This window comes from Streptomyces sp. NPDC057438 (assembly GCF_042802995.1).
Lineage (GTDB): Bacteria > Actinomycetota > Actinomycetes > Streptomycetales > Streptomycetaceae > Streptomyces.
The window spans coordinates 41,817-53,504 of the sequence record NZ_JBHVDD010000001.1 but is presented as its reverse complement, the minus strand read 5'-3'; the positions used below and the strand labels follow the sequence as shown (position 1 = coordinate 53,504).

Below are 11,688 nucleotides of genomic sequence, written 5' to 3'. Positions count from 1 at the left end.
GGCGGCGGCCGGGCCGAGCGGGCTGCCCGCGGCGCTTATCTTGGCGCCATGCAGTCCTACACGATCGGTCAGGCCGCACGGCTGCTCGGGGTCAGCCCCGACACCGCGCGGCGTTGGGCGGACGCGGGCCGGGTGGCGACCCGCCGCGACGAGAACGGCCGCCGGCTCATCGACGGCCCGGACCTCGCCGCCTTCTCCGTGGAGCTGGCCTCGGACCCCGCCGACGAGGCCGACGCCCCGTACACCTCGGCCCGCAACGCCTTCCCCGGCATCGTCACCGCCGTGAAGCTCGGTGACGTGGCGGCCCAGGTCGAGATCCAGGCGGGCCCGCACCGCCTGGTCTCCCTGCTCACCCGGGAGGCCGTGGAGGAACTGGGGCTGGAGGTCGGCATGGAGGCCACGGCCCGCGTGAAGTCGACCAACGTGCACATCGACCGCACCTGAGCAGGTTTCCCGGGCGGCCTCACCACAGGCCCGGCGCGGCCCGGCCGTCCTCCCCTGGGCAGCGCTCGTACCGGCCGCCGGGGGCCGGCAGGTCGAACCACACCGCCTTGCCGTCGGGCTGGGAGCGGCCGTCGCCCCGGGAGGTGCCCCAGTGACCCTCGGTGAGGGCGTCCACGAGGTGGAGGCCTCGGCCCCCTTCCTCCCAGCCGCCCGCGCCGGGCTCCCTCATGACCGGCGGGTTCTCGTCACCGTCGTAGACGATCACCCGGACCCGGAAGGACTCCACCGCCAGCCGGAGCACCGACCCTCCGCCCTTGGCGTGCACACAGGCGTTCGTGACCAGCTCGGAGGTGCACAGGGTCGCCGCGTCGACGAGGGCGTCGAGGTCGAGGGCGCGCAGGACGGAGGCGACGAAGTCGCGGGCGATGTGCGGGGAGGTGTCGAGGGAGGGACAGGTGAGGGTGTACGTCGTCGTCGCGGGGGAGAGCCAGGGGGCGAGGCCCGCGAGCGGGGCCGCGGGGCCATGGGCGGTTTCGGTCATGGGTGATCAACTCCAGGGGATGGAGTCTGAGTACGGCGCCGTGTGCGGGCGGATGCGCGCGAGTAACCAGATGAGCACTCTCCGTGAGCGCAGGATCGACCGTAGTCGGCGTGTTCGCGCCGCCGCAATGGGGTCGGTGGAAGTACTACGAAAGCGGGGCCGCCCGGCCGGGTGCGCCACGGCCCGCCTTTGCCGCGAACGGCCGCGGCCCGGCCCGGACGCCGTGTGATGATGGGCGGCGGGCGCCCGTAGGGGACGGGCGGCGCTCCCCCCGGGGGGCGGGAACGGGTACGGGGACGGAACTGTCATGACCAGTCGGCTGCTCATGTCGTACAACGCGCAGACCAGGCGGGCCGGGGTGCCCGCCCGGGAGCCGGCGGGTGTGGCCGGGTCCACGCGGGCCACGGCGATCCTGGACCACGACGACCCACTGGTCGGGGCGCTCGCGCGCCGGGTGCTGAGCGAGGCGACGCCGCGTGACGCGCTGCGGACCGCGCACCGGATCATCGCGCGGGACGTCCGGCCGGTGTACTCGGTGGAGGACCGCCGGCGTGTGTCGCGGACCCTGCGGCTGCGGCGCGGTTCGTGCAGTCAGCGGATGGCCGCGCTGGAGGCGGTCGCCCGGGCCGTGCGCGTACGGACGCGGGTGCGCGGGCTGCTCGTGGACGGCAGCTTCTGGTACCCGAGGTTCCCGAGACTGAAGCCGTTCGTGCCGGAGCAGGTGCTGCTCGCCTGGCCGGAGTTCAGGATCAGCGGCGCGTGGCTCCCGATCGGCGACCTCTTCGACGCCCCCGCCCGGAGCGGCGACGGCTTCTCCAACCGGGGCGGCGAGACCCTCTTCGACGCGATCGCCCGTACCGGCGTCCAGTGGGACGCCTGCGGTGCGGCCCCCGGCGCCGTCTGTGACCTCTCCGCCCAGGTGGTCGCCGACCTCGGCCACTTCGACGACCGCGACGAACTCTTCGCCCGCCACGGCCAGACCCTGTGCCGGACGGCCCGCACCCTCGGCGAGCCGGTGCTCGGCCGCTGGAGCGCGGGAGCGGCCCGCCCCACCGCCTGACGCAGCGCCGACGGCGTCCGGGAAGACCGCCCCACCCCCGCGCCGGTCACGGAACGGCCACCTCTCTCACACTTTCCTCACATCAGACGCCCCTGGGCACTACGGTCACTCCACCCGAATCACCCAGGGGGACGAGATGACCCACCCGTACACCAGCCCCACGCCGCCGGCGCCCCGCCCGCCGGACAGCCGCCCGCTGCACAAGCGCGTCCTCGTGTGGATCGGCGGCTCGGCCCTGCTCATAGCCGGCACGCTCATCGGCTCCGCCGGGGACGACGGCCAGGAGAGCGTGCGGGCCGCCACCGAGCCCCGGGCGACGGTCACGGCGACCGTGACGGCGACCCCCGAGCCCGGCCCGACCGTCACCGAGACGGTCAAGGCGAAGGCGAAACCGCGCCCCACCGTCACCGTCACGAAGACTGCCGCCGCGAAGGCGGCCGACAGCGACGGCAGCGGCGGCGCCGGCACCAGCGACGACACCGGGGACGAGGACACCACCGGGACCTGCTCGATCGTCTCCAACTCCGGCAACTGCTACTCGGCGGGGCAGTTCTGCCGCAACAGCGACCACGGGGCCGTCACCACCACCGAGGACGGCACCGAGATCACATGCGCCTACCGCTCGAACGCCTGGCGCTGGACCTACGTCTGACCCGGCCCGACGGGGCCACCCGCCCCGGTCACCCGCCCGCACCCCGCACCGTGAACCCGGTCACCAGGCCCCCGCCCTCCCGCCGGAACGCGAACGGCGCGCCGCCGTGCGCTGCCGCCACGGCGCGCACGATCGACAGCCCGAGCCCGGACCCGGGCAGGCTGCGGGCGTCCGGGGCACGATAGAAGCGGTCGAAGATGCGTTCGAGGTCACAGTCCGGGACACCCGGCCCCCGGTCGAGGACCTCGACGCGGACGACATCCGAGCCGCCATCCGCTTCCCGCACGCCCCCTGATTCCCGCACGCCACCCGGCTCACCGAAGCCCCCCGGCCCCGCCGCACCCTCCAGGGCGCGCGGGTCTTCCGGCTCCGCCCGCTGCCCCAGCTCCTCCAGGCCGCCCAGCTCTCCCAGGCTTCCCGCCGAGCCCCGCGCCACGACGATCACGATCGCGCCGGATCCCTCGCGGTCGAACTTCGCCGCGTTCTCCACCAGGTTGGAGATGGCCCGCTGGAGGGCCCCGGCCCGGCCCTCCACGGTCGTGTCCCCGGCCACGCGGACGACGACCTCACGGCCGGTGCGGCGGCGTGCGGTCCCCGCGACCTCCTCGGCGAGGTCGGCCAGTTCGACCCGCTGCACGGGCTCGGTGCTGGACTGCCCGGCCGCCAGATCCACCAACTCGTTGACCAGATCGGTCAGTTCGAGCGCCTCCTGGGAGAGGTCGTCGACGAGTTCCGCGCGCACCCGGGGCGGCAGCTCGTCGATGCGCCGGAGCAGCGAGATGTTCGTCCGCAGGGAGGTGAGGGGGGTGCGCAACTCGTGCCCCGCGTCCTGGACCAGCCGCCGCTGGTCCTCCTCCGACTGCGCGAGGCGGACGAGCATGCGGTCGAAGGACCGGCCGAGCCGCCCCACCTCGTCCCGGCCCGCGACCGGCACCTGGATGCCCAGCTGCCCGGTGCGCGCCACGTCCTCCGCCGCCCCCGCCAGCTGCACGAGCCGCCGGGTCTGCCGCCGGGCCAGCCACCAGCCGAACAGCCCGGCGGAGATGACGATGCCGGACACGAACAGCAGGGTCCGCTGCTGCAGCTCCCGCAGCAGGTCCTCGGTGTCGCTGAACTCCTGCGCGACCTGCACGGCACCCCGGCCGCCGCCCAGCGCGACGGTCACCACCCGGTAGCGGTCGTCGCCGACCTCGACCTCGCCGTGCTCGACCATCACCCCCGGCAGGGCCGCGTCGGCCGTATGGCGGTCCGCGTCGCGCACGGGCAGCCCGGGAGCGCCCTTCTCCAGGATCTCCCCGCGCGGGCCGAGCACCTGGACGTCCGTGCGGCCGGAACGGATCAGGTCGTCGCGCGGGCCGCCGCTGCCGCTCGGCGCGAAATCCTCCGGGGCCAGCCGGTCCTGCTCGACCAGCTCCCGCAGATCCCGCACGACCTCGGCGAACACGGTCTGCTCGTCGACCCGCACCAGCCGCGCCGCCGCGCTGTAGCTGAGGATCCCGACGAGGACGGTGACGACACACGCGACCGCCACGAACGACACGGTGAACGTCGCCCGCAGCGAGGGGACCGGACGCAGCCGGGAGAGCAGACGGGACAGTGCCCGCACGGGACGCGGCGGCACCGGACGCCGCCCTCAGTCTTCCCGCAGCGCGTACCCCACACCCCGCACGGTGTGGATCAGCGCCGGCGCGCCCGGCTCGTCGAGCTTGCGGCGCAGGTAACCGACGTAGACCGCGAGGTTCTTGGAGCCGGGGCCGAAGTCGTAGCCCCAGATGCGGTCGTAGATCGTCGCGTGGTCGAGGACGATGCCCGCGTTGCGGACGAGGAGTTCGAGGAGGTCGAACTCGGTGCGGGTCAGCTCCAGTTCACGCGTCCCGCGCCAGGCCCGTCGCGCCTGCACGTCCATCCGCAGCCCGGCGGCCGCGAGCAGCCCGCCGGTCTCCGGGGCCCCGGTGGCGGTGGCGGCCGCCGCGCCGGCGGCCGGCGGCGGGAGGGGCGGGGCGAAGCCGTCCGCGCCGCCCGTCCGCCGCAGCAACGCGCGCAACCGGGCGAACACCTCTTCGACGTCGAAGGGCTTGACGACGTAGTCGTCCGCGCCGGCGTCGAGGCCGGCGATCCGGTCGGCGGTCTCCACGAGCGCGGTGAGCATCAGGATCGGCGTCCGGTCGCCCTCCGCACGCAGCACACGGCAGACCTGGAGCCCGTCTATGCCGGGCATCATCACGTCCAGCACGAGCACGTCGGGCCGGGTGCGGTGGGCCTGGGCGAGCGCCTCGACGCCGTCGGCGACCGCCGTGACCTCGTACCCCTCCAGGGTCAGCGCGCGTTCCAGGGCATGACGGATGGCACGGTCGTCCTCGGCGAGCAGCACGTTCTGGGGCACCCCACCAGTCTGCCAAGGTCACGGGCGCCCACCACCTCGTCAGGGGCGCCGGACGGTCCTTCTTACCGGCCTCTCACCCCGGCCGTTACCCGCCTCTCACCCCGACCGCGCGCTCGGCTTACCCCTCCGGAGCAGCGTCGTCCGTGTGACACCCGCCCGCACGGGAACCCGGCCGGAGCGAGCAGATGGAGTACAAAGGGTCGGAAGCATCTAAAACACCATGACCAGCACCATCAACGGACAATCGTCCCACTGTCGTACAACCGCGTCATCGCACCCCTCACCCGTCGGGAAGGCAGGGCCTTGAGCCGCCGCATGAAGATCGTGTTCCTGCTGCACAACGCGTACGCCATCGGCGGCACCGTCCGTACGACGCTGAACCTGGCGTCGGCGCTCGCGGACCACCACGACGTGGAGATCGCCTCGATGGCCCGTCACCTGGACGAACCACGCTTCACGGTCGACCCGCGGGTCACGCTCGTCCCCCTCGTGGACATCCGCCCGTACAGCCCCGACCTGCGCGAACCGGCCCAGGTGCAGCCGGCCGTGGACTTCCCCGCGGCGGACAAGCGGCACCGCCAGTACAGCCGTCTCACCGACCTCCGGGTCCGTGCCTATCTGGCCCGCTGCGGTGCGGACGTCGTCATCGGCACCCGCCCCGGCATCAACGTCTACGTCTCCCGCTTCGCCTCCCGCCGCGCGCTGCGCGTCGGCCAGGAGCACCTGCGCCACGACGCCCACGGCAAGCAGCTGCGCAAGGTGCTCGCCCGTCACTACCGCACCCTGGACGCGGTCGTCACGACCACGGCGGCGGACGCGGCCGTGTACCGCGCGCGGATGAAACTGCCGGGCGTCCGGGTGATGTCGGTGCCCAACATCGTCCCGCCGGCCTCGGTCGCGCCGTCGGACGGCACGGCTCCCGTCATCGCGGCCGCGGGCCGGCTGGCCCGCGGCAAACGCTTCGACCTCCTGCTGGAGGCGTTCGCGAAGGTCGCCGCGAAGGAGCCGGACTGGCAGCTGCGGATCTACGGCGGCGGCAAGCAGAAGGACCGGCTGGAAGCCCTCGTCGAGGACCTCCGTCTCGGCGACCGGGCCCATCTGATGGGCCCGCACACCCCGATCGAGGAGGAGTTCGCGCGCGCCTCGATCGTCGTCAGCGCCTCGGACGCCGAGTCGTTCGGGATGACCCTCGTCGAGGCCATGCGCTGCGGTGTGCCGGTCGTCAGCACGGACTGCCCGCTCGGCCCCGCCGAGATCATCACCGACGGCGTCGACGGCCGCCTCGTCCCGGTCGACGACCCCCACGCCCTCGCCGAGGCCCTCCTGGACCTCACCGCCGACCCGGACCTGCGCCGCGCGATGGGCCGGGCCGCCCTGGCGAGCGCCCACCGCTACGACCCGGCCCCGATCGTCGCCGAGTACGAGCGCCTCTTCGCCGACCTGCGCGAGACCAGGGTCCACCGCACCTGGGAACGGGGGGCGACACGGGCGCGGGCCTGGCTGGGCCGGGGGCTGCGGTCCTGCAAGCGGGCGGCTCCGGCGTACTTCAGGGGCGCGGGAACCTGCGCGGGCGGACAGAAACAGCACGCGGCCTGAAGCTCCCCGGCAACCCGGGTCCTCGGGAACCCGGTCCTCGGCGACCCCGGTCCTCGGCGACCCGGGTCCTCGGCGACCCGGGTCCTGCGCACCCCGACGGTGTTCCTCAGCCCCGCAAGGCGGCCAGCTGCTCAGCGAAGGGGACCACGACGAACCCCTCCGGTCCGGCGGGCGGCGCGGCCGCCTGCCGGGACAGCCCGCCCATCAGGCCGGCCAGCTCCGCCGCCGCCCGCTCGATCCGTCCGGCCAGCCCCTCCGCACCCCAGTCCTCGGAGGCGGCGTACACCGCCGTGGGCACCACCACGGCCCGCAGATACGCGAACAGCGGGCGCATCGCGTGCTCCAGCACCAGCGAGTGCCGGGCCGACCCGCCGGTGGCGGCGACCAGCACCGGCTTCCCCGCCAGCGCGTCGCGGTCGAGCACGTCGAAGAAGGACTTGAACAGACCGCTGTACGAGGCGGAGAACACCGGTGTCACCACGACCAGCCCGTCGGCCCCCGCCACCGCGTCCAGCGCGGCGGCGAGCTTCCGGCCCGGGAAGCCGTTGGTGAGGTGGTGGGCGATCTCCACGGCCAGGTCACGCAGTTCGACGACCTGGACCTCCACCGAGGCGTCGTGCCCGACGACCGCCGCGGCCAGCCGGTCCCCCAGCAGCCGCGTGGACGACGGCACGCTCAGCCCCGCCGAGACGACGACCAGTTTCATGCCACGCTCTCCTTCTCCTGCGCGTCCTTCGTCTGCGCGCCCGTCTTTCCCGCGTCCGTGCTGCCGGCGTCCGCGTTCCCCGCGTCCTTCCCGGCCGCGGCCAGCAGCGACGCGTGCGTCGGCGCGTCCGGCACCTCGGCGGGCCGCCCCTTCGCGAACTCCGCGCGCAGCACCGGCACGACCTCCTCGCCGAGCAGGTCGAGCTGTTCCAGGACGGTCTTCAGGGGCAGCCCCGCGTGGTCCAGCAGGAACAGCTGCCGCTGGTAGTCACCGGCGTACTCCCGGAAGGCCAGCGTCTTCTCGATCACCTGCTGCGGCGACCCGACGGTCAGCGGCGTCTGGTCGGTGAAGTCCTCCAGCGACGGACCGTTGCCGTACACCGGCGCGACGTCGAAGTACGGCCGGAACTCCCGCACCGCGTCCTGCGAGTTCTTCCGCATGAACACCTGGCCGCCGAGTCCCACGATCGCCTGCTCGGGCGTGCCGTGCCCGTAGTGGGCGTACCGCTGCCGGTACAGCTCGACCATCCGCTTGGTGTGGTCGGCCGGCCAGAAGATGTTGTTGTGGAAGAAGCCGTCACCGTAGAAGGCGGCCTGCTCGGCGATCTCGGGCGAGCGGATGGAGCCGTGCCAGACGAACGGCGGCACGTCGTCCAGCGGGCGGGGCGTGGAGGTGAACCCCTGCAGCGGTGTACGGAACTTGCCCTCCCAGTTCACGACGTTCTCGCGCCACAGGCGGCGCAGCAGCGCGTAGTTCTCGACGGCGAGGTTGATGCCCTGCCGGATGTCCTGCCCGAACCACGGGTAGACGGGTCCGGTGTTGCCGCGCCCCATCATCAGGTCCACCCGGCCGTCGGCCAGGTGCTGGAGCATCGCGAAGTCCTCGGCGATCTTCACCGGGTCGTTGGTGGTGATGAGGGTGGTGGAGGTGGAGAGGACGAGCTTCTCCGTGCGCGCGGCGATGTAGCCGAGCATGGTCGTGGGCGAGGACGGCACGAACGGCGGGTTGTGGTGCTCGCCGGTCGCGAAGACGTCGAGCCCGACCTCCTCCGCCTTCAGCGCGATCGCGACCATCGCCTTGATGCGCTCGCGCTCGGTCGGCGTCCGGCCCGTGGTGGGGTCCGGAGTCACGTCTCCGACACTGAAGATCCCGAACTGCATCATCGCTGCCACCCTCCCAGGTTGTTTACGATTCAACTATACCCATGAACGAGTGCCCCCTCTCCACTATTCCTCGACGGCACGGTGACGGTGGGGGAGCCCCCGGCGGCGCACACGGAAGCGGTGTCCCCGGCGGCGCACACGGAAGCGGCGCCCCGGCCCGCCTGACCCCCCGTGGGCGGGGGTGGCAGCGGGCGCGGGGCAGCGGGCGGCCGACGGCAGCTATTTCGCGTGCGTGACCGCGTAGATCATCACGAAGGCGACCAGGTGGATGCCGAAGAGGAAGTACGCGAGGTACCACCACACGTACCGCTCGTTCCTCTTCTCCTCCGCCAGCCGGCGCCGCTCCGGGGTCAGCTCCGCGTCGTCGGGAGTGGAGGCTCCGCCGGCCTCCATCACAGTTCCCGGTGGACCTTGGTGTTGGAGGCCTGGGCGCGGGGGCGCAGGACCAGCAGGTCGACGTTGACGTGGCTGGGCCGGGTGACCGCCCAGGCGATCGTGCCGGCGACGTCGTCGGCGGTCAGGGGCTCCGCGACACCCTCGTACACACGCGCCGCCTTCTGCGCGTCGCCACCGAAGCGGGTCAGGGCGAACTCGTCCGTCTTCACCATGCCGGGCGCGATCTCGATGACCCGGACCGGCGTGCCGACGATCTCCAGCCGCAGCGTCTCGGCGAGGACGTGCGCGCCGTGCTTGGCGGCGACATAGCCCCCGCCCCCCTCGTACGTCCCGTGCCCGGCCGTCGACGACACCACGACCACCGTGCCGTCACCGCTCGCGGTCAGTGCGGGCAGCAGGGCCTGGGTGACGTGGAGCGTGCCGATGACGTTCGTCTCGTACATCGTGCGCCAGTCCGCGGGGTCGCCGGTCGCCACCGGATCGGCACCGAGGGCGCCGCCCGCGTTGTTGACCAGCACGCCGATGGTCCTGAACGCGCTCGCGAACTCGTCGACCGCCGCTCGGTCCGTGACGTCCAGGGCGTACGCGGTGGCCTGCCCGCCCCCTGCGTTGATCTCCTCGGCCAGCGCCTCGATCCGGTCCTTGCGGCGCGCGGTGAGCACGACGCGGTACCCCGCGGCGGCGAGCTGCCGGGCCGTGGCGGCGCCGATCCCGCCGCTCGCACCGGTGACGACGGCGATGCGGGAGGCGGCGGACGGTACGGCGGTGGCCATGGGCTGCTCCTGAACGTGTGCGCGTCTGTGGACGAATCGAACAGCGATCCGCGAGGCCAGGATAGGCGCGCGGTGAGACAATGGGATGGGTGATCCCCTGCACAGGAGGTGGATCATGGGACAGGCTCGCGAGCTGATGGACCAGCTCACCGAGGCGCTCACCACACACCAGGACCCCAAGACCATCGCGAACCTCTTCGCGACGGACGCGGTCGCCCACACCCCCGACGGCGGAGAGATCCACGGGCGGGACGACATCGCCGAGTACTGGCGGCAGATGACGGACGCCGTGCCCGAAGCCACCTTCGAGTCGCTCGCGTCGTTCGAGGTCGGCGACACCGCCATCGACGAGGGGATCTACAGCGGCAGGAACACCGGCCCGCTGGAGTTCCCCGACGGAACGTCGATCCCCGCGACCCAGAAGAGCATCCGGATACGCGGCGTGGACTTCGCCACCGTCCAGGACGGGCAGATCACCAGCTACCGGCTCTACTTCGACCAGATGGACTTCCTGAACCAGCTCGGCCTGCTGCCGGAGGAGCCGGCACAGCCGTCATAGACCCACCGGCCACCGCCCCCACCCGCCGCGCGGCCCCGGCGGCCTGACCGGCCCCCCGCCACACCCCTCTCCCACGCGACCGACCCGGCGGTCGCCGCGAGGCTGCGTGGGGAGGGCGTGGCAGGGGCGTGATGGGGGCGTCAGCCCTTCACGCACACGACCTGCTTCAGCTTCGCCACCACCTGCACCAGGTCCCGCTGCTGGTCGATGACCTGCTCGATCGGCTTGTAGGCGCCCGGGATCTCGTCCACGACACCGGAGTCCTTGCGGCACTCCACGCCCCGCGTCTGCTCCTCCAGGTCCTTCGTCGAGAAGCGCCGCTTCGCCGCCGTCCGGCTCATGCGCCGGCCGGCTCCGTGCGAGGCCGAGTTGAAGGCCTTCTCGTTGCCGAGGCCTTTCACGATGTACGAACCGGTGCCCATCGAGCCGGGGATGATCCCGTACTCCCCGGAGCCCGCGCGGATCGCTCCCTTACGGGTCACCAGCAGGTCCATGCCGTCGTAACGCTCCTCGGCCACGTAGTTGTGGTGGGCGCTGATCTCGGACTCGAAGGCCGGCCTCGCCTTCCTGAACTCCTTGCGGACGACGTCCTTGAGGAGCGCCATCATGATCGAGCGGTTGTACTTCGCGTACTCCTGCGCCCAGAACAGGTCGTTGCGGTACGCCGCCATCTGCGGGGTGTCCGCGACGAAGACGGCGAGGTCGCGGTCGACCAGGCCCTGGTTGTGCGGGAGTTCCCGGGCGATACCGATGTGATGCTCCGCCAACTCCTTGCCGATGTTCCGGGAGCCGGAGTGCAGCATCAGCCAGACAGAACCGGTCGAATCTGTGCAGACTTCGACGAAGTGGTTTCCGCCGCCTAGCGTTCCCATCTGCTTTCCGGCCCGGTCTTGACGGAACTTGACCGCCTCCGCCACCCCGTCGAACCGCCCCCAGAAGCCGTCCCACCCGCCGGCCGCGAACCCGTGCAGCTGCCCCGGATCGACGGGATCGTCGTGCATCCCCCGGCCCACCGGGATCGCCTGCTCGATCTTCGAGCGCAGCCGGGAGAGGTCGCCGGGCAGGTCGTTGGCCGTCAGGGAGGTCTTCACCGCCGACATTCCACAGCCGATGTCCACCCCCACCGCCGCCGGACAGACGGCTCCCCGCATCGCGATGACGGAGCCGACCGTCGCGCCCTTGCCGTAGTGGACGTCCGGCATCACGGCCAGACCCTTGATCCAGGGCAGGGTGGCGACGTTGCGGAGCTGCTGCAGGGCGCCCTCCTCGACCGACGCGGGGTCGGTCCACAGACGGATGGGTACCTTCGCGCCCGGTATCTCGACGTACGACAAAACGCCCTCATTCCCCCGAAGAACAGATGAAAGTCTCAGAACGCAAAAGCAGCGCCAAGGACGGTGAAAAGGGATGCCGGA

Annotated in this window: 13 protein-coding genes; 5 read left to right on the top strand and 8 right to left on the bottom strand. The window is 72.4% G+C overall.

Annotated features, from left to right (window positions below):
* Positions 1-48: 48 nt before the first annotated feature.
* Positions 49-444: a molybdopterin-binding protein gene (locus ACFU5F_RS00235; RefSeq protein ID WP_383879938.1), complete on the top strand. Its 396-nt coding sequence runs from the start codon at positions 49-51 to the stop codon at positions 442-444.
* 19 nt (positions 445-463) lie between these two features.
* Here the strand turns inward: ACFU5F_RS00235 and ACFU5F_RS00230 are convergent, their stop codons facing one another.
* Positions 464-985, bottom strand: a complete 522-nt coding sequence (locus tag ACFU5F_RS00230) for an ATP-binding protein (protein ID WP_383879937.1) — start codon at positions 983-985, stop codon at positions 464-466.
* Positions 986-1,292: 307 nt separating this feature from the next.
* Here ACFU5F_RS00230 and ACFU5F_RS00225 point away from each other — a divergent pair, with 307 nt between their 5' ends.
* Together ACFU5F_RS00225 and ACFU5F_RS00220 are read left to right on the top strand one after the other, a co-directional pair.
* Positions 1,293-2,045, top strand: coding sequence for a transglutaminase domain-containing protein (locus tag ACFU5F_RS00225; protein ID WP_383879935.1), 753 nt, complete (start codon positions 1,293-1,295; stop codon positions 2,043-2,045).
* A gap of 136 nt (positions 2,046-2,181) precedes the next feature.
* Positions 2,182-2,697: a hypothetical protein gene (locus ACFU5F_RS00220; RefSeq protein WP_383879933.1), complete on the top strand. Its 516-nt coding sequence runs from the start codon at positions 2,182-2,184 to the stop codon at positions 2,695-2,697.
* A gap of 28 nt (positions 2,698-2,725) precedes the next feature.
* Here ACFU5F_RS00220 and ACFU5F_RS00215 read toward each other — a convergent pair whose 3' ends face one another.
* On the bottom strand, positions 2,726-4,318 hold the full coding sequence (locus tag ACFU5F_RS00215) for an ATP-binding protein (RefSeq protein WP_383879931.1): 1,593 nt from the start codon (positions 4,316-4,318) through the stop codon (positions 2,726-2,728).
* Positions 4,319-4,330: 12 nt separating this feature from the next.
* Entirely contained in the window at positions 4,331-5,080 is a 750-nt protein-coding gene (locus ACFU5F_RS00210; protein WP_383879929.1) for a response regulator transcription factor, read from the bottom strand.
* A gap of 315 nt (positions 5,081-5,395) precedes the next feature.
* Between ACFU5F_RS00210 and ACFU5F_RS00205 the strand changes: the two genes are divergently transcribed.
* Positions 5,396-6,676 carry a glycosyltransferase family 4 protein gene (locus ACFU5F_RS00205; RefSeq protein WP_383879927.1) on the top strand — a complete coding sequence of 427 codons (1,281 nt, stop codon included), beginning with the start codon at positions 5,396-5,398 and terminating at the stop codon, positions 6,674-6,676.
* A gap of 106 nt (positions 6,677-6,782) precedes the next feature.
* On the opposite strand, the gene ACFU5F_RS00200 is transcribed toward ACFU5F_RS00205, so the two are convergent.
* The 4 genes from ACFU5F_RS00200 to ACFU5F_RS00185 form a co-directional block, all read right to left on the bottom strand.
* On the bottom strand, positions 6,783-7,382 hold the full coding sequence (locus ACFU5F_RS00200; RefSeq protein ID WP_383879925.1) for a CE1759 family FMN reductase: 600 nt from the start codon (positions 7,380-7,382) through the stop codon (positions 6,783-6,785).
* Positions 7,379-8,542 carry an LLM class flavin-dependent oxidoreductase gene (locus ACFU5F_RS00195; protein WP_383880410.1) on the bottom strand — a complete coding sequence of 388 codons (1,164 nt, stop codon included), beginning with the start codon at positions 8,540-8,542 and terminating at the stop codon, positions 7,379-7,381. Before ACFU5F_RS00195 ends, ACFU5F_RS00200 begins: the two co-directional genes overlap by 4 nt.
* Positions 8,543-8,764: 222 nt before the next feature.
* Entirely contained in the window at positions 8,765-8,938 is a 174-nt protein-coding gene (locus tag ACFU5F_RS00190) for a hypothetical protein (RefSeq protein ID WP_383879923.1), read from the bottom strand.
* Complete coding sequence (locus ACFU5F_RS00185; protein ID WP_383879921.1) at positions 8,938-9,714, bottom strand: SDR family NAD(P)-dependent oxidoreductase; 777 nt, start codon at positions 9,712-9,714, stop codon at positions 8,938-8,940. The genes ACFU5F_RS00190 and ACFU5F_RS00185 overlap by 1 nt, the downstream gene beginning before the upstream one ends.
* A gap of 115 nt (positions 9,715-9,829) precedes the next feature.
* On the opposite strand from ACFU5F_RS00185, the gene ACFU5F_RS00180 reads away from it, so the two are divergent.
* Positions 9,830-10,273: an ester cyclase gene (locus ACFU5F_RS00180; protein WP_383879920.1), complete on the top strand. Its 444-nt coding sequence runs from the start codon at positions 9,830-9,832 to the stop codon at positions 10,271-10,273.
* A gap of 140 nt (positions 10,274-10,413) precedes the next feature.
* Here the strand turns inward: ACFU5F_RS00180 and ACFU5F_RS00175 are convergent, their stop codons facing one another.
* Positions 10,414-11,607: an RtcB family protein gene (locus ACFU5F_RS00175; protein WP_383879918.1), complete on the bottom strand. Its 1,194-nt coding sequence runs from the start codon at positions 11,605-11,607 to the stop codon at positions 10,414-10,416.
* Between the last annotated feature and the right edge of the window lie 81 nt (positions 11,608-11,688).